18 protein-coding genes are annotated in these 15,715 nt (G+C 73.0%); 12 read left to right on the top strand and 6 right to left on the bottom strand.

The genetic code is table 11. The features are described 5' to 3' along the window. Positions 1-82: 82 nt before the first annotated feature. The 3 genes from EF879_RS15140 (at position 83) to EF879_RS15150 (ending at position 2,454) form a co-directional block, all read left to right on the top strand. The gene (locus EF879_RS15140; protein WP_123559032.1) at positions 83-1,558 is read left to right on the top strand and encodes a hypothetical protein; all 1,476 of its coding nucleotides are present in this window, start codon (positions 83-85) and stop codon (positions 1,556-1,558) included. A 99-nt stretch (positions 1,559-1,657) separates the two neighbouring features. Next, positions 1,658-1,948: an ATP-dependent Clp protease adapter ClpS gene (gene clpS / locus EF879_RS15145; RefSeq protein ID WP_123559034.1), complete on the top strand. Its 291-nt coding sequence runs from the start codon at positions 1,658-1,660 to the stop codon at positions 1,946-1,948. Then, positions 1,924-2,454: a DUF2017 domain-containing protein gene (locus tag EF879_RS15150; RefSeq protein ID WP_199736450.1), complete on the top strand. Its 531-nt coding sequence runs from the start codon at positions 1,924-1,926 to the stop codon at positions 2,452-2,454. Before clpS ends, EF879_RS15150 begins: the two co-directional genes overlap by 25 nt. A 66-nt stretch (positions 2,455-2,520) precedes the next feature. Here EF879_RS15150 and EF879_RS15155 read toward each other — a convergent pair whose 3' ends face one another. After that, on the bottom strand, positions 2,521-3,387 hold the full coding sequence (locus tag EF879_RS15155; RefSeq protein ID WP_123559039.1) for an aldo/keto reductase: 867 nt from the start codon (positions 3,385-3,387) through the stop codon (positions 2,521-2,523). A gap of 224 nt (positions 3,388-3,611) precedes the next feature. Here EF879_RS15155 and EF879_RS15160 point away from each other — a divergent pair, with 224 nt between their 5' ends. The 6 genes from EF879_RS15160 (at position 3,612) to rdgB (ending at position 8,017) form a co-directional block, all read left to right on the top strand. Continuing rightward, a complete protein-coding gene (locus EF879_RS15160; protein WP_123559041.1) occupies positions 3,612-4,100 on the top strand; it encodes a Mov34/MPN/PAD-1 family protein in 489 nt (162 codons plus the stop codon). 85 nt (positions 4,101-4,185) lie between these two features. Beyond that, positions 4,186-4,530, top strand: a complete 345-nt coding sequence (locus tag EF879_RS15165; protein WP_123559043.1) for a MoaD family protein — start codon at positions 4,186-4,188, stop codon at positions 4,528-4,530. A 10-nt stretch (positions 4,531-4,540) separates the two neighbouring features. Then, complete coding sequence (locus tag EF879_RS15170) at positions 4,541-5,506, top strand: PLP-dependent cysteine synthase family protein (RefSeq protein ID WP_123559045.1); 966 nt, start codon at positions 4,541-4,543, stop codon at positions 5,504-5,506. Between the two features lie 307 nt (positions 5,507-5,813). Next, the gene (locus EF879_RS15175) at positions 5,814-6,560 is read left to right on the top strand and encodes an MBL fold metallo-hydrolase (protein WP_123559047.1); all 747 of its coding nucleotides are present in this window, start codon (positions 5,814-5,816) and stop codon (positions 6,558-6,560) included. Positions 6,561-6,630: 70 nt separating this feature from the next. Next, complete coding sequence (rph, locus tag EF879_RS15180) at positions 6,631-7,359, top strand: ribonuclease PH (RefSeq protein ID WP_123559048.1); 729 nt, start codon at positions 6,631-6,633, stop codon at positions 7,357-7,359. A gap of 19 nt (positions 7,360-7,378) precedes the next feature. Continuing rightward, positions 7,379-8,017, top strand: a complete 639-nt coding sequence (gene rdgB / locus EF879_RS15185) for an RdgB/HAM1 family non-canonical purine NTP pyrophosphatase (protein ID WP_123559264.1) — start codon at positions 7,379-7,381, stop codon at positions 8,015-8,017. A 60-nt stretch (positions 8,018-8,077) separates the two neighbouring features. Here rdgB and EF879_RS15190 read toward each other — a convergent pair whose 3' ends face one another. Together EF879_RS15190 and EF879_RS15195 are read right to left on the bottom strand one after the other, a co-directional pair. Beyond that, positions 8,078-8,680 (bottom strand): TetR/AcrR family transcriptional regulator, encoded by a 603-nt coding sequence (locus EF879_RS15190; protein ID WP_123559050.1) that lies wholly within the window; start codon positions 8,678-8,680, stop codon positions 8,078-8,080. A 16-nt stretch (positions 8,681-8,696) separates the two neighbouring features. Further along, positions 8,697-9,281, bottom strand: coding sequence for a TetR/AcrR family transcriptional regulator (locus EF879_RS15195; protein WP_123559266.1), 585 nt, complete (start codon positions 9,279-9,281; stop codon positions 8,697-8,699). A gap of 111 nt (positions 9,282-9,392) precedes the next feature. Between EF879_RS15195 and EF879_RS15200 the strand changes: the two genes are divergently transcribed. Then, the gene (locus EF879_RS15200) at positions 9,393-9,920 is read left to right on the top strand and encodes a MarR family winged helix-turn-helix transcriptional regulator (protein ID WP_199736434.1); all 528 of its coding nucleotides are present in this window, start codon (positions 9,393-9,395) and stop codon (positions 9,918-9,920) included. Next, positions 9,917-11,578 (top strand): MDR family MFS transporter, encoded by a 1,662-nt coding sequence (locus EF879_RS15205; RefSeq protein WP_123559052.1) that lies wholly within the window; start codon positions 9,917-9,919, stop codon positions 11,576-11,578. Before EF879_RS15200 ends, EF879_RS15205 begins: the two co-directional genes overlap by 4 nt. A gap of 18 nt (positions 11,579-11,596) precedes the next feature. Here EF879_RS15205 and EF879_RS15210 read toward each other — a convergent pair whose 3' ends face one another. Further along, positions 11,597-12,184: a TIGR03086 family metal-binding protein gene (locus EF879_RS15210; protein WP_123559054.1), complete on the bottom strand. Its 588-nt coding sequence runs from the start codon at positions 12,182-12,184 to the stop codon at positions 11,597-11,599. A 64-nt stretch (positions 12,185-12,248) separates the two neighbouring features. On the opposite strand from EF879_RS15210, the gene EF879_RS15215 reads away from it, so the two are divergent. Then, complete coding sequence (locus tag EF879_RS15215) at positions 12,249-12,992, top strand: helix-turn-helix domain-containing protein (RefSeq protein ID WP_233604477.1); 744 nt, start codon at positions 12,249-12,251, stop codon at positions 12,990-12,992. 6 nt (positions 12,993-12,998) lie between these two features. On the opposite strand, the gene hutH is transcribed toward EF879_RS15215, so the two are convergent. Beyond that, positions 12,999-14,552 carry a histidine ammonia-lyase gene (gene hutH / locus EF879_RS15220; protein WP_123559057.1) on the bottom strand — a complete coding sequence of 518 codons (1,554 nt, stop codon included), beginning with the start codon at positions 14,550-14,552 and terminating at the stop codon, positions 12,999-13,001. Further along, the gene (gene hutI, locus EF879_RS15225; protein WP_123559059.1) at positions 14,540-15,715 is read right to left on the bottom strand and encodes an imidazolonepropionase; all 1,176 of its coding nucleotides are present in this window, start codon (positions 15,713-15,715) and stop codon (positions 14,540-14,542) included. The genes hutH and hutI overlap by 13 nt, the downstream gene beginning before the upstream one ends.

The raw sequence follows: 15,715 nt of genomic DNA on the forward strand, positions 1-15,715 counted from the left end.
ACATAGCGTTCCGGCAACCGATGGAAGTTGCGCCGTCCGTCCGGCCCCGGTCGGTACGGGCGTTCGGGAGGTGAGGGCGCCGATGGAGCCGCTGCCCGCCGTCGACCTGGGGCGATTCGCCGGAGTGCCGGGAGCGTTGCGTGCACGACCCGCCGGTCGGGCGGCGCTGCGGGGGTACCCGGCCGCCCACCCGGCCTCCGACGAGCCGCTCGCGGTGGTCGTCGCCGGCCCGTCCGGTACCGACCGTCGGGCGCTGCTCGCCGGTCTGCTCGGGGTGGCCCCGGCGTACCTGCGGGTGCCGCCGGAGAGCTTCCTGGTGCTCCGGCCCGCCGCAACCGCCGGCGTTGCCGTCCACGTGCCCGGACGTACCGGGGGCGCGGCGGCCCGAGCCGGCGTCGCGGCCCGACCACCCGACCGGACCGGGACGTTCCGGCCGCCCCGGCGGGTCGAGCTGAGCGGACCCGAGCCGCTGCTGCGCCACTTCCTTCTCGTCGACACGCCCGACACCGGCACCCTCGGGGTCGCCGGGGTCCGGGTGGTCCGGGACGCCGTGCGGCGCGGCGGGGCACGGGTCTTCGTCCTCCCCGCCGACCGTCCGGTCACCGCCGCCGAGGTCACGCTTCTGGCCGAGTTGGCGGGCGAGGCCGCGGTCTTCCTGGTCGGTGTACCCGGCGCGGACGGCACCTGGCCGCCTGCGGCCGAGGCCCGGCGGGGCGCGCTGGTCGATCAGGTACCGGCGCTCGCCGGGCTGCCCTGGCTCGACCTGGACCCGGCCGCCGCCGACACCGCCTACCTGCGGCGGGCCCTGATCGACTGGGCCAGTACGGAAGGACTGCGCCGGGCGAGTCGCACCCCGCCGGTCGTCCCGGGGTTCGGCGGTACCGTCCCGGTGGCGCCGGCGGCGGCCACCAGCGGCTGGGCGGAGCGGCTGGACCGTCAGGTCCGCGACTGCGCCCACCAGCTCCGGCGGGAGATCGCCCTGGAGACGGCGGCCATCCACCTGCGCGGCGTGCAGGAGATCGTCTCGGGCGCCGGCAGTCGTGGGCTGCCGAGCTTCCTGGACCGCGAGGCCGAGGCGCTGTCGCTGGACGTGACGGCCGCCTGCGACGCCGAGCTGGACCGGATCCTCGACGAGTCGCTCGGCCTGGTCTTCGGCGAGGCGCCGGACGACGGCGTACGGCTGCGGGTCGCCGCCGCGGTCGCCGCCGCCGGTCACCCCGGCGCCGGTCCGCTCCACCGGGCGCTGCTGCTACGCCGGACCGGCGAGGTCGTCCCGCTCGACGGGCCGGCGGCGGTCGCCTCCCTCCCGAGCTATCCCTGGGCCACCGCCACCACGATCCTGCCGCCGCTCGGGGTCGCGCTGGACGCCGGGTGCTTCGCCCACTGGCGGTCGCCGGAGCACGCCGATCCCGGATCGGCCCGCTCCTGGCTCCAGCGGGCCCTGCGGGAGATCGAGCTGGAGCTCTCCCGCGAGGTGTCACGGCGCATGGCGGCGGTCGGACGCGCGCTGAGCAGCGTGCTCGCCGACGCGATCCAGCACGGTCGGCTCCGCGGTTGAGCGGGTGACCGGGGCGGTACGCCCGCCGCCGCGCCCACGCGTCCCGTCCGGCCGGCCGGCGATTCTCCGGTTCCGCCCGGATGGTGGCACGATGGGGGCATGGCGGCTCCACAGGTTGCACCGGTTGAGACACCGGACACCGACGAGGTGCCGGTCGCGGACGGGGCATGGGTGACGATCGTCTGGGACGACCCCGTCAATCTGATGTCATACGTGACCTGGGTGTTCCAGAAGCTCTTCGGTTACAGCCACGAGAAGGCCGAGAAGCTGATGCTCGATGTGCACCACAAGGGCAAGGCGGTGGTCTCCAGCGGCGCCCGGGAGCGGATGGAGCACGACGCGTCCCGGCTGCACGCGTACGGCCTCTGGGCGACGGTGGACCGGGCGTGAGTACGTTTCGGCGGCAGGGCGAGCACTGCGTCGCCACCTTCGCGGCGGACGAGGTACGGGTGCTCCGCAAGGTCGCGTCTGAGGTGGTGGGGCTCCTCACCGACGGCTTCGACCACTCCGATCCCGTGGTCGCGCGGCTCTTCCCGGACACCTATCCGGAGAGCCCGGAGGACTCGGCCGAGTTCCGCCGCTACACCGAGGGTGACCTGAAGACCAGCAAGATCGACCAGGCGGGCGCCGTGCTGGCGGCGCTCCCGCCGGCCAGCGGCGGGGAGGTGCGGCTCGACAGCGAGGCGGCCGAGGCGTGGCTGCGGGCGATCAACGACGCCCGGCTGGCGATGGGCGTACGCCTGAACATCTCCGCCGACACCGACCTCGGTGCCGAACTCGACGACGCGGTGCTGCACGACCCGACCTCGCCCCGGGTCTTCCAGCTCTCCGTCTACGCCTACCTCGGCTATCTCCAGGAGTCCCTGCTCCGTGCGCTGATCGGGGACGCGCACTGACCCCGGCCCGACCGGCCCTTCCCCGACGGTCGGTGGGAAGGGCCGGCCGGCCGCGGTGTCCCGCGGTCAGGCGCCGGTCTGGTCCAGCCGGGCCAGCTCGGCCTCGGTCAGGGTCAGGTCGACGGCGGCCACCGAGTCGCGGATGGTCTCCGGCCGGCTCGACCCGGGGATGGGGATCACCACCGGAGACTTGGCCAGCATCCAGGCCAGGCAGACCTGCTGCGGGCTGACGCCCCGGGCGGCGGCGACCTCGGCGAACGGGGCGAAGCGGCTGCCCAACTCGCCGGCCCGGCCGATGCCGCCCAACGGCGACCAGGGCAGGAAGGCCAGTCCCAGTTCGTCGCAGAGCGCCAGCTCCGGCTCGGAGGAGCGGAACGCGGGGGAGAACTGGTTCTGCACCGAGACCAGCCGGTCACCGAGGATCTCCCGGGCCTCGCGGATCTGGTCCGGGTTGGCGTTGGAGATCCCGGCCATCCGTACCTTGCCGGCGTCGACCAGGTCCCGGATCGCGCCGATCGAGTCGGCGTACGGCACCGTCGGGTCGGGCCGGTGGTGCTGGTACAGCCCGATCGCCTCCACCCCGAGCCGCTTCAGCGACGCCTCGCAGGCGGCCTTGATGTGCTCCGGTGAGCCGTTGATCGTCCAGCTTCCGTCGCCCGGACGCAGGTGCCCGCCCTTGGTGGCGACCAGCACCGCCGAGGTGTCCCCGCCGTAGCTGGCCAGGGCCCGGGCGATCAGCGACTCGTTGTGTCCCACCTCGTCCGCGTACAGGTGGTAGGCGTCCGCGGTGTCGATCAGGGTGACCCCGGCGTCGAGCGCCGCGTGGATGGTGCGGATCGATCGCTCCTCGTCCGGCCGTCCCTCGATCGACATCGGCATCGCGCCGAGCCCGATCGCGCTCACCTCCGTGGTACCGATGCGGCGTTGTCTCATCGCGTAGCCTCCTTCGCCTCGGGCCTGACCGCCTCGGGCTCCCTCGCCCCGGCGTCGGCACCCCGGCCGCGACACGGGGCCGGCGGTCGGGGTCCGGACGCCACTGTTCCCCTTTCTGCCACAGCCGGGCACGGTTCGCCGGGAGGCGTCGGGTGAGGTCGGCCACTCCCGGGAGCCGAGACGGGCCGGTCACGGGGGCACCGACAGACGGTAGGCTGGGTCACGTGCTGAGCATCGACCGGTCGATCATCGACGCGATCGTCGCGCACGCCCGCCGGGACCACCCGGACGAGGCGTGCGGCGTGGTCGCCGGTCCGGTGGGCTCCGACACCCCGACCCGGCACATTCCGATGACCAACGCCGCGCGGTCGATGACGTTCTACGAGTTCGACTCGATGGAGCAGCTGCGGGTGTGGCGGGAGATGGACGATCGCGGCGAGGAGCCGGTGGTCATCTACCACTCCCACACCGCGACCGAGGCGTACCCCTCGCGCACCGACATCTCCTTCGCGGGTGAGCCGGGGGCTCACTACCTGCTCGTCTCCACGCGCGATCCGGAGACCGAGGAGATCCGGTCGTTCCGGATCGTGGACGGGGTGGTGACCGAGGAGCCGGTCCGGGTCGTCGATGCCACGGTGGACCCGAACGCGGTCCAGTCGTACATGTTCGGGCAGAGCCCGACGACGGTCGACTACGAGTGTTCCGGCCGCTGACTCCTCCGAGCCTGCCGCGTCCGTAGTCCGTCTTTCCCGACCTCCGTCGTCACCAGACTCCGTTCGTCACAAGGAGCACGCCATCATGGCCATCGAAGTTCGTATCCCCACCATCCTGCGCAGCTACACCGGCGGCGCGAAGGTCGTCGAGGGATCCGGTGAGTCGCTCAACGACCTCCTGTCCGACCTCGACGCCCGCTATTCCGGACTGCGCGCCCGGCTGGTCACCGACGAGGGCGCGCTGCACCGGTTCGTCAACGTCTACGTGAACGACGAGGACGTCCGGTTCCTCGGCTCGCTGGACGCGAAGCTCTCCGACGGGGACACCGTCACCATCCTGCCGGCCGTCGCCGGGGGCGCGTTCGGCTTCGCCGCGGCCGCCGCGATCCTCGGTCACCACGGCACCGCCGGCTCTGCCCCGGCGCGCTGAGCGGACCGCCATGACGCGGTACGAGAGCCTGCTCGACGCGTGCGGCGGTACTCCGCTGGTGGGGCTGCCCCGCCTGTCGCCGGCGGTGCCCGAGGGGGCACCGCCGGTGCGGCTCTGGGCGAAGCTGGAGGACCGGAACCCCACCGGCAGCGTCAAGGACCGGGCGGCGCTGTTCATGGTCCGCGAGGCCGAGCGGACCGGGCGGCTCCGCCAGGGCGACACCATCCTGGAGCCGACCAGCGGCAACACCGGCATCTCGCTGGCCATGGTGGCGAAGCTGCGCGGCTACCGGCTGGTCTGCGTCATGCCGGAGAACGTCTCGGCCGAGCGGGTGCAACTGCTCCGGATGTACGGCGCGGAGATCATCTTCTCGCCGGCCGCTGGCGGCTCGAACCAGGCGGTGGCGACCGCGAAGCAGATCGCCGCCGAGCATCCCGACTGGGTGATGCTCTACCAGTACGGCAACCAGGCCAACGTGCGGGCGCACTACGAGACGACCGGCCCGGAGCTGCTGCGCGACCTGCCCACCATCACGCACTTCGTGGCTGGGCTCGGCACCACGGGCACCCTGATGGGGACCGGTCGCTACCTGCGGGAGAAGGTCGAGGACATCGAGATCGTCGCCGCCGAGCCCCGGTACGGCGAACTGGTCTACGGCCTGCGCAACATCGACGAGGGCTACGTCCCCGAGCTGTACGACGGCACCGTGCTGACCCGGCGCTTCTCGGTCGGGACCCGGGACGCGGTGCTGCGTACCCGGCAGCTCGTCGAGGTGGAGGGGATCTTCGCCGGCTTCTCCACCGGTGCGGTCCTGCACGCCGCGCTGGCGGTCGCGCACGAGGCGGTCAAGGCCGGCCGCCGGGCCGACGTCGCGTTCATCGTCGCCGACGGGGGCTGGAAGTACCTCTCGACCGGGGCCTACGGCGGGACGCTGGCCGACGCCGAGGAGGCGTTGGAGGGTCAGCTCTGGGCCTGACCGGGGTAGATCGTCCCTGACCGGCCCGGCTCCGGCCGGGCCGGTCCGATCGGAGCCGGCCGGCGGCGGCCGGGACCGCGACGAAGGTGACGGAACGTAACGGTCGGGCGCTGATGATGGCGACCCGGTCGGTACCGGACGGGGTGGACTTCGGCCCGGTGTCACGTTGGCGACAAAGCTGACCAGATCGTTCTTGTGGCCTGGTGTCGCGGCGTAGGCTGCGCACCGTGGCAGACGTTTCGGCAATGATCGCCCGCGCCGTGGCCGAGACGCTGTCCGTGACCTTATGTGACGACAAGGCGACCGGATGCGACTGACCATTCTCGGGTGCGCTGGCAGTTTCCCCGGTCCTGAGGCGGCCTGTTCGGCGTATCTCGTCGAGGCGGAGGGGTTTCGACTCCTGCTCGACTTCGGCTCCGGGTCGCTCTCCGCGCTACAGCGCTACGTCGGGCTCAACGTCGTCGACGCGATCCTCCTGACCCACCTGCACGGCGACCACATCCTCGACGCGGTGCCGTACATCGTGGTCCGCCGCTATGCCCCCGACGGTCCGTACCCGCCGCTCCCGGTCTACGCCCCGAGCGGCGCGCCGGACCGGCTCGCCAGCGCGTACAGCCTCGACGAGGGGATGCTCGACGACGTCTACACGTTCTACGGCCTCCAGCCCGGCACCTTCCCGATCGGGCCGATGCGCGTCACCGTGGACCGGGTCAACCACCCGATCGAGACCTACGGCGTCCGCATCGAGCACGACGGGCGGACACTCTGCTACTCGTCGGACACCGCACCCTGCGAGGCGTTGCTCCGGCTGGCGCACCGCGCCGACGTCTTCCTCTGCGAGGCGAGCTACCTCGACGGCGTGGACAACCCGCCCGACCTGCACCTCACCGGCCGCGAGGCGGGGGAGATCGCGACCAAGGCCGAGGTGGGCCGGTTGTTGCTGACCCACCTGGTCGCCGCCTGGGGCAGCGAGGCCATCACCCACGACGCGGCCCTCTCCGCGTTCGCCGGTCCGGTCGAGGTGGTCCGCCCCGGCTGCCGGTACGACATCTGATCCGGCCACCGCGCCCCGGGGGCGGGAGACCCGCGGTCGGGACCATGTCGGCACGACATAGGCTGCGGGGATGGCACGACCTGACGGGCGGAGGCCCGACCAACTTCGACCGGTGACCCTGACCCGGGGCTGGAGCAGACACGCGGAGGGTTCGGTCCTCGTCGAGTTCGGCGACACCCGGGTGCTCTGCACCGCCAGCGTCGCCGAGGGGGTGCCCCGCTGGCGCAAGGGCTCCGGATTGGGCTGGGTCACCGCCGAGTACTCGATGCTGCCCCGATCGACCACCACCCGCTCGGAGCGGGAGAGCGTCCGAGGCAAGATCGGCGGTCGTACCCACGAGATCTCCCGCCTGATCGGGCGGAGCCTCCGGGCCTGCATCGACCTGAAGGCGCTCGGTGAGAATTCGATCGTGCTCGACTGCGACGTCCTCCAGGCCGACGGCGGCACCCGGACCGCCGCGATCACCGGGGCGTACGTGGCGCTGTACGACGCCGTCTCCTGGCTCGCCGCCCGGAAGGCGCTGGCCGGTACGCCGGAGACGGTGATGCACCGGTCGGTCGCGGCGATCAGCGTCGGGATCGTCGCCGGGGAGCCGCGGCTCGACCTGAACTACGACGAGGACGTGGCGGCCGAGGTGGACATGAACGTGGTCTGCACCGGCACGGGGGAGTTCGTCGAGGTGCAGGGGACGGGCGAGGCCGGCGTCTTCGCCCGGGAGCAGCTCGACGCGCTGCTCGACCTCGGCGTACTAGGCTGCGCCGAGCTGACCGAGGCCCAGCGGAAGGCGCTGGCCGGATGACGTGGAGGGCACTGGCCGGATGACGAAGGTGCTGCTGGCGACCCGCAACGCCAAGAAGCTGACCGAGTTGCAACGGATCCTCGACGCCGCCCTCGGGGCGCAGCGGGTCCAGCTCGTCGGGCTGGCCGACGTGGCGCAGTACCAGGAGGTTCCGGAGACGGGGCTGACATTCGGGGAGAACGCGCTGCTGAAGGCGCGCGAGGGCGTGAAGTGGACCGGCCTGCCGACGATCGCCGACGATTCCGGGCTGGTCGTCGACGCGTTGAACGGCATGCCCGGGGTGTTCAGCGCCCGCTGGGCGGGCCGGCACGGCGACGACCGGGCCAACCTGGAGCTGGTGCTGGCGCAGCTCGCGGACGTACCGGACGCCCACCGGGGCGCGGCCTTCGTCTGCGCGGCGGCCCTGGTACTGCCGGGCGGCAAGGAGCACCTGGTCGAGGGCCGGCAGACCGGTCGGCTGCTGCGCGCGCCGCGGGGCGAGGGCGGCTTCGGGTACGACCCGATCTTTCTCGCCGACGGGCAGGACCGGACCAACGCCGAGCTGTCGCCGGAGGAGAAGGACGCGATCAGCCACCGGGGCAAGGCGCTGCGCGCCCTCGTCAAGGTGATCGCCAAGACGCTTCCGGTGGGCGAGGGCGGTGGCTGGGCCACCCGGTGAGGTCGTCGTTCGCGAGCCGGCTCGGGACGACCGTGGTCGCCCGGTCACCGAGCCCCTCGGTCACACTCCGGCCATGGTGTGCAGCGCGACCGTGAGCGCGGCGGCGCGGCGGGCCTGCTCGTCCTCGGGCCGGTCGGGCAGCAGGTCGCCCAGGTGCAGGCTGAGCAGGGCGGTGATCCGGCGTAGCCGGATCGCCGGGGGATCGTCGGCACCGGCGAGCAGGACGAGGACCCGCCGCATCCGGTCGCGCAGCCGCTGACCGGCCGGGAGGAGATCGAGAACGAGCGGGTTGCGGGCGAGGAACCGGACGATCTCCGCGTGCCGGTCGGTCCCGTACAGGCCGGCCTCGTACCGCCGGACGAACTCCAGGCGCATCTTCGCGGGGTCGGGTTGGCGCTCCGCCCAGTCGATCAGCGCGTCGAGCGCGGCGATCCGCTCCTCGAGGAGGCTGTTCGCGATGTCCTCCTTCGCCGGGAAGTGGTAGTAGAGCGCGGCCTTGGTCACCCCGAGCCGTTCGGCGATCTCCCGGAGCGAGGTCCGGTCGTACCCCTCCTCGACGAAGAGTCTGAGGGCGACCCGCTGGATCCGGGCGCGGGCGTCGGCCCCGGTGCCGAGGGGCCGGCTCCGGGTCCGCGTCCGCGCGGGGCGGGGGTGGGGGTCCATGGTGGCGTGCTCCCGGTCAGTGCGTCGTCGCGTAGCCGAGGGCGGTGCGCACCAGGTCGGCGAGGGGCCGTTCCGGATGGTCGATCCAGTGCGAGATGGCGATGCGGACGGCGTTGAGGAAGGTTCCGGCGAGGACCTGGGCGCGCAGCGGCGTCTCCGGGTCCGACGGGAGCCGACGGGTCAGCTCGGCCGCCAGTTCCCGCTCGATGGTGCCGTAGACGGTGATCTGGTGCGCGGCCAGGCTCGGGTGGTTGCGGATCAGCCGGCGTTGGGCGACCCAGAGTGGGTCGGGTTCGTCCGTCTCCCGGACGAGCTGGTCCATGGCCCGGGTGAGCGCGGTCCAGGGGGGTACGTCGAGCGGTTGCTGGTGCACCAGCTCCAGGAGGTGGCGGATCCGCACCAGATCGGCGTGGAAGAGGGCTTCCTCCTTGTTGGCGAAGTAGTTGGAGAAGGTTCGCCGCGAGACGTCCGCGGCGTCGGCGATCGCCTCGACGGTCACCTGGTCGGGGCCCTGCTCGGCAGCGAGTCGCAGCGCCGCCTCGTGCAGCGCCTGCCGGGTCGCCGCCTTCTTGCGCTCCCGACGTCCCACCGTCGCCTCCATCGGCCCCCAGGGTACGTCGTCGTGATCCATTTCTCAACGCGAAAACTTGCACACAGAGCAAGATCAGTAGATGCTTGTGTGTGGCAACCAACTGCCCGACGAAAGGCGGACGTGGAGACCGACGAGCGGGCCCGCGAACTCCTGCACCGGCTGCGCGAGTTCAACCGGTTGATCCGGATACTCCGGCAGCACCGGTCGGCGGAGCAACCGGCCGTACCGTTCGGCATGGTCGGCCTCCTGATGCGGATCGAGGAGCTGACCGACCAGGTCGGCTGCCACGCCGGGGGCGTCGCCGGCTGCCACGCCAAGGAACTCGCTGAGCGGGCCGGGCTCGACCCGTCGACCGTCAGCCGGCTGGTCGCCGCGCTGGTGGCCCAGGGCCTGCTCGTCCGGCGTACCGACCCGGCCGACCGACGGGCGAGCTTCCTCGTGCTGACCGACGCCGGACGGGCCGCGCTCGCCCGGGCTCGGGACTGGTACGTCGACCTGCTCGCCCGCGCGCTCGCCGACTGGCACCCGACGGAGGTCACGGCGTTCGCCTCGGCGCTCGGGCGGTTTGTCACCGACATCCAGCGCAGCCTCGACGGCGCGGCTGCCGAGCAGGACAACCCACACGACACGCGGGAGGCCGCGCGATGAGCGCACCCACCACGACGACCACCGTGCCCGACGCGGAGCCGATGAGTCATCGGCAGACCCTGGAGGCGCTCAGCGGGCTGCTCCTGGTGCTCTTCGTCGCGATGCTCAGCGGCACGGTCGTCTCGACCGCGCTGCCGAAGATCATCGGAGCGCTGAACGGCTCGCAGACCCAGTACACCTGGGTGGTCACCGCCACCCTGCTCACCGCGACCGCGGCCACCCCGATCTGGGGGAAGCTCGCCGACCTGTTCAACAAGAAGATCCTCGTCCAGACCGCGATCGTGATCTTCGTGCTGGGCTCGATCGTGAGTGGCCTGAGCCAGAACGCCGGCCAGCTGATCGCCGCCCGGGCCTTCCAGGGCATCGGCGTCGGCGGCCTCCAGGCGCTGGTCCAGGTGGTGATCGCGGCGATGATCCCGCCGCGGGAGCGCGGCCGGTACAACGGCTATCTCGGCGGGGTGATGGCGCTCGCCACGGTCGGCGGACCGCTGCTGGGCGGGGTCATCGTCGACACCTCGTGGCTCGGCTGGCGCTGGTGCTTCTTCGTCGGAGTGCCGGTGGCGATCATCGCGCTGATCGTGCTCCAGGCGACCCTGCACCTGCCCACCGTCCGGCGGGAGGACGTCAGGATCGACTACCTGGGTGCCACGCTGATCACGGCCGGAGTGAGCGTGCTGCTGATCTGGATCTCCTTCGTCGACGACTCGTTCGCCTGGATCTCCTGGCAGACCGGCGCGATGGTCGGCGCCTCGATCGTGCTGCTCGCCCTCGCGGTCCTGGTGGAGTCCCGGGCCGCCGAGCCGATCGTCCCGCTGACGATCGTCCGGGAGCGCACCACCGCGCTCGCCATCGTCGCCAGCCTGGCGGTCGGGATGGCGATGTTCGGCGGCGCCGTCTTCCTCGGGCAGTACTTCCAGATCGGCCGGGGCTACAGCCCGACCGAGGCGGGCCTGCTGACCATCCCGATGATGGTCGGGGTGCTCGGCTCCTCGATCGTGGTCGGCCAGATGATCACCCGGAGCGGCCGTATCAAGCCGTACGTCATCGTCGGCGCGCTGATCCTGGTCGGTGGCTTCCTGATGCTCGGCACCATCGACCACGAGACCTCGCTGACCGTCGTCGGCGCGGGGATGTTCCTGGTCGGCGTCGGTGTCGGCATGACCATGCAGAACCTGGTCCTCGCGGTGCAGAACACGGTCGCGCTGCGGGACGTCGGCGCGGCCAGCTCCAGCGTCGCCTTCTTCCGGTCTCTCGGCGGCACCATCGGGGTCTCGGTGCTCGGTGCGGTGCTGGCCCGCCGGGTCACCGACCAGATCACCCACGACCTGGCTGCCGCCGGCATCCCGGTCTCGGGTTCGGGGAAGGCCGGCGGCAGCCTCCTCAATCTGGATGTCCTGTCCCCGGCCGTGGTGCAGATCGTGCGCAGCGCGTACGGCGACGCCACCGGGCACATCTTCCTGATCTCCGCGGCGATCGCGGTGGTCGGGGTGATCGCCGTCGTGCTGCTCCGGCCGGTGACGCTGCGGACCAGCCTCGACCTGCCCGAGAAGGCGCCGACCGCGGCCGGCGCGGCGGGAGTCGTCGACGGGGCCCCGGCGGTGCTGGACGAGCGGGCCGACGGGGCACGCCCGGACCGGACGGTGTCCCGGCACCGCTGAGGCCGGAGGCTCCCGGACCTACCGCGCGGCGGCCCAGCCGGGGTCGCGGCCGGTGATGCCGAGCACCCGGTCCAGGGCCGGCGCGGTGTCGGGCACCGGCACCACCGGCCCGAAGACACCGAGCTGCCGGCCCTGCTCGGCGAACGTCCCGACCCTGTCGAGCAGGTACCCGACCACCTCGTCGTCCCAGCTCCGCTCCTGGCCGGTCGCCCGGGCCAGGTCCCAGCCGTGGACCACCAGCTCGGTCACGATCATCGCGCCGACCAGGGCCGCCGGCATCTCGGTCGGGCCGCCCATGTGGGTGCTGCCCTCCCAGGCCGCGGGCTGGCCCCAGGCTGCGGCGATCCGCTCCACCTGGGCCAGCAGCGCCGCCGACCAGTCACCGCCGGTCAGGTCCATCTCCGTCTCGGCGGCGGCCGGCGGCGGCACGGTCTCCTTCCGGGCCGCGCCCTCCAGCGAGGGCCCCCAGAACAGCAGATGGTTGATCAGTTTGCGGACGTCGTACTCGCCGCACGGGGTCGGGTCGCCGAGCCGGTCGGGCTTGATGTCGCGGACGATCTCCGCCAGGCCGTCGGCGGCCTTCGCCATCAGTCGCACGTCTGTCATGGCGACCAGCAAAGCACCTCGCCTCGGCGGCCGTCTTGAACGAACGCGACATAGCCTGGGGCCCGTGGCCAGGGACGTTCGGGAGTTGGCGGGGGCGTGGCGGCGGTTCCAGCGCCACGCCGTCGCCGCCCCGTCCCCGGAGCTGGCGCCGTTCGTCGAGCGCTACTGGATGGTCTCCTGGGAGTACGACGAGCCGTACCGGCAACTCGTCGTGCCGTACCCGAACGTGCACCTGACCTTTCTCGGCGGCACCGCCACGGTGCGGGGTGTCAGCAGCGGCCACCAGTACCGGGTGCTGGCGGGCCGCGGCTCGGTCTTCGGGGTGGCGTTCCGCCCCGGCGGCTTCCGGCCGTTCCTCGGCGTACCGGTCTCGACCCTCACCGATCGCGCGGTGCCGGCGCGCGAGATCCTTCCCGGCGAGCCGCCGTCCCGACCGGACGTGGCGGCGGTCGAGCGCTACCTGCGGAGCCGGCTGCCCGAGCCGGACCCGAGGGCGGAGGAGGCAGCCAGGATCGTCGCCGTCGTCGCCGCGCGACCGACCGTGCTCCGGGTCGACGCGTTGGCCCGGGAGGTCGGGCTGACCGTGCGCGGCGTGCAGCGGCTCTTCGCCGAGTACGTCGGTGTCGGCCCGAAGTGGGTGATCCGCCGCTACCGCTTGCGCGAGGTGACCGAGCGCCTGGCCTCAGGCGACGCGGTCGACTGGGCCGCGCTGGCGGCCGAGCTCGGCTACGCCGACCAGGCGCACCTCACCCGGGACTTCACCGCGATGTTCGGCGAGCCGCCGACCTGGTACGCCGCGCGCTACTGAGGGCGGTCAGCCGAGGGGCCCGACCTCGGCCTCGATGACGGCCCGCAGCTCGGGACCGGAGATCACCGCCCGGGCCGCCTCCAGCACCGGGGCGAGGAAGATGTCCGGCCCGGGCTCACCGGCGAAGCCCCGGACCGCCGCCAGCGCGGCGCGACCGGCGGGGGAGGGGGTGAGCGGAGCCCGCAGTTGCAGCCCGCGTACCCCGGCGACCAGCTCCACCGCGAGCAGGCTGGTGAGGTTGTCCAGCACGCTGCGCAGCTTCCGGGCCGCCGCCCAGCCCATCGAGACGTGGTCCTCCTGCATGCCGCTGGTGGGCAGCGAGTCCACCGAGGCCGGGGCGGCGAGCCGCCGGTTCTCCGCGACGATCCCGGCGGCGGTGTACTGGGCGATCATCAGCCCGGAGTTGACCCCGGCGTCGGGGGAGAGGAACGCGGGCAGGTCCCGGGACCGGGCGACGTCCAGCAGCCGGTCCACCCGGCGTTCGGCGATCGCCCCGACCTCGGCGGCGGCGATCGCCAGGAAGTCGGCGGCGAAGCCGAGCGGGGCGCCGTGGAAGTTGCCGGTCGACTCGACCCGGCCGTCCGGCAGCACCACCGGGTTGTCCACCACCGATGCCAGCTCGCGGCCGGCCACCTCGGCGGCGAACGCGAGGGTGTCCCGGGCCGCCCCGGCGACCTGCGGCGCGCAGCGCATCGAGTACGCGTCCTGCACCGCGTGCGACAGGTCGTCCCGGTGCGAGTCCATGATCTCGGAGCGTTGCAGCAGCCGGTGGATGTTCGCCGCCGAGACCGCCTGCCCGGGATGCGGGCGGATCGCGTGCAGCTCCGGCAGGAACGGGCGGTCCGAGCCGAGCATCGCCTCGATCGCCAGCGCCGCCGTCACGTCCGCCATGGTCAGGAGGTGCCGGGCGTCGGCGATCGCCAGCAGCAGCATCGCGAGCATCCCGTCGGTGCCGTTGACCAGCGCCAACCCCTCCTTGGCGGCGAGCGTCACCGGGGCCAGCCCGGCCGCGCGCAGCGCCTCGCCCGCCTCCCGCCGGCTGCCGTCCGGACCGAGCACCCAGCCCTCGCCGAGCAGCACGAGCGCGCAGTGCGCCAGCGGCGCCAGGTCGCCGGAGGCGCCGAGCGAACCGTGCTCCGGCACCCACGGGGTGAGGTCGGCGTTCAGGAGGTCGACCATGGCCTGGGCGAGCTCGGGGCGTACCCCGGAATGGCCCAGCGCCAGGGAACGGACCCGCAGCAGCATCATCGCCCGGACCACCTCCCGGGGCATCGGGGCGCCGATCCCGGCGGCGTGCGAGCGGATCAGCGCGTGCTGCAACTCGGCCCGCCGCTGTGGGGCGACGAAGGTGGTGGCGAGCGCGCCGAACCCGGTCGAGACGCCGTACACCGGGCGGCCGGTCTCCTCGATCCGGTCCACGATCGCCCGGCTCGCCGACATCGCCTCGACGGCGGCCGGGTCGAGGACCACGGTGGCGGTGCCCCGGGCCACCGCGAGGACGTCCTCGGGGGTCACCCCGGTGGGGGTCACGGTGACGACGGGTCGGGTCACGGTTGACATTGCGGTACTCCGTTGTGCAGGACCTGGCTGATCAGTGGAACCCCCGGCCGGTAGGCCAGGTGCAGATGGGAGGGGGCGGCGAGGATGCTCAGGTCGGCCGGGGCTCCGGGTCGGAGCACCCCGAGGTCGTCGCGGCGTAGTGCCCGGGCGCCGCCGGCGGTCGCCGCCCAGACCGCCTCCGCCGGGGTCATCCCCAGTTCCCGGACCGCCAGCGCGATGCAGAACGGCATCGACGACGTGTACGACGACCCGGGGTTGCAGTCCGTCGCGAGCGCCACCGTCACCCCCGCGTCCAGCAGCCGCCGCGCGTCGGGGTACGGCGACCGGGTGGAGAACTCGGCCCCGGGCAGCAGCGTCGCCACCGTCTCCGACATCGCCAGCGCCTCGACGTCGAGGTCGTCCAGGTGGGTGCAGTGGTCGACGCTCGCCGCGCCGAGTTCCACGCCGAGCTGCACCCCCGGCCCGGGGCCGAGCTGGTTGGCGTGCACCCGGACGCCGAGGCCGGCGGCCTGCCCGACGGTGAGGATCGCCCGGGCGTGGTCGGCGTCGAAGGCGCCCCGTTCGCAGAAGACGTCGATCCACCTCGCGTACGGCAGCGCCGCGCGCAGCATCGGCCCGCAGACCAGCCCGACGTAGTCGTCCGGCCGGTCGGCGTACTCCGGGGGGACCACATGGGCGCCGAGGAACGTCGTCTCGGTGGTGAACTCGGCGGCGATCCGCAGCGACCGGGCCTCGTCGGCGACGCTGAGCCCGTACCCGCTCTTGATCTCGATCGTGGTGGTTCCCTGCCGCATCGCCTCGGCGCGCAGCCGCGCGACGGTGCCGCGCAGGGTCTCGTCGTCGGCCGCCCGGGTGGCCGCGACCGTGGTCCGGATCCCACCGCCGGTGTACCGCTGCCCGGCCATCCGGGCGGCGAACTCGGCCGCCCGGTCCCCCGCGAAGACCAGGTGCGCGTGGCTGTCCACGAACCCGGGAAGGACGGCGGCGCCGTCGACGTCGATCCGCCGGTCGGCGGCCGGTGCGTAGCGGGCCGGGCCGATCCAGGCGACCCGGCCCTCCTCGATGAGCAGTGCCGCCCTGCGGCGGATGCCGAGCGGGCCGCCCTCGCCGCTGCCGGCCACGTTGGTGACCAGCTCGCCGATGTTGTCGATCAGCAGTTGCAC

The organism is Micromonospora sp. HM5-17 (assembly GCF_003762835.1).
In the GTDB taxonomy this organism is placed as follows: domain Bacteria; phylum Actinomycetota; class Actinomycetes; order Mycobacteriales; family Micromonosporaceae; genus Plantactinospora.

Excerpts from the sequence above, each read along its gene's own strand:
- EF879_RS15140 (WP_123559032.1), top strand. The coding sequence starts at position 83 with ATGGAGCCGCTGCCCGCCGTCGACCTGGGGCGATTCGCCGGAGTGCCG.
- clpS (WP_123559034.1), top strand. The coding sequence starts at position 1,658 with ATGGCGGCTCCACAGGTTGCACCGGTTGAGACACCGGACACCGACGAG.
- EF879_RS15155 (WP_123559039.1), bottom strand. The coding sequence starts at position 3,387 with ATGAGACAACGCCGCATCGGTACCACGGAGGTGAGCGCGATCGGGCTC.
- EF879_RS15165 (WP_123559043.1), top strand. The coding sequence starts at position 4,186 with ATGGCCATCGAAGTTCGTATCCCCACCATCCTGCGCAGCTACACCGGC.
- EF879_RS15170 (WP_123559045.1), top strand. The coding sequence starts at position 4,541 with ATGACGCGGTACGAGAGCCTGCTCGACGCGTGCGGCGGTACTCCGCTG.
- EF879_RS15175 (WP_123559047.1), top strand. The coding sequence starts at position 5,814 with ATGCGACTGACCATTCTCGGGTGCGCTGGCAGTTTCCCCGGTCCTGAG.
- rph (WP_123559048.1), top strand. The coding sequence starts at position 6,631 with ATGGCACGACCTGACGGGCGGAGGCCCGACCAACTTCGACCGGTGACC.
- rdgB (WP_123559264.1), top strand. The coding sequence starts at position 7,379 with ATGACGAAGGTGCTGCTGGCGACCCGCAACGCCAAGAAGCTGACCGAG.
- EF879_RS15190 (WP_123559050.1), bottom strand. The coding sequence starts at position 8,680 with ATGGACCCCCACCCCCGCCCCGCGCGGACGCGGACCCGGAGCCGGCCC.
- EF879_RS15195 (WP_123559266.1), bottom strand. The coding sequence starts at position 9,281 with ATGGAGGCGACGGTGGGACGTCGGGAGCGCAAGAAGGCGGCGACCCGG.
- EF879_RS15205 (WP_123559052.1), top strand. The coding sequence starts at position 9,917 with ATGAGCGCACCCACCACGACGACCACCGTGCCCGACGCGGAGCCGATG.
- EF879_RS15210 (WP_123559054.1), bottom strand. The coding sequence starts at position 12,184 with ATGACAGACGTGCGACTGATGGCGAAGGCCGCCGACGGCCTGGCGGAG.
- hutH (WP_123559057.1), bottom strand. The coding sequence starts at position 14,552 with ATGTCAACCGTGACCCGACCCGTCGTCACCGTGACCCCCACCGGGGTG.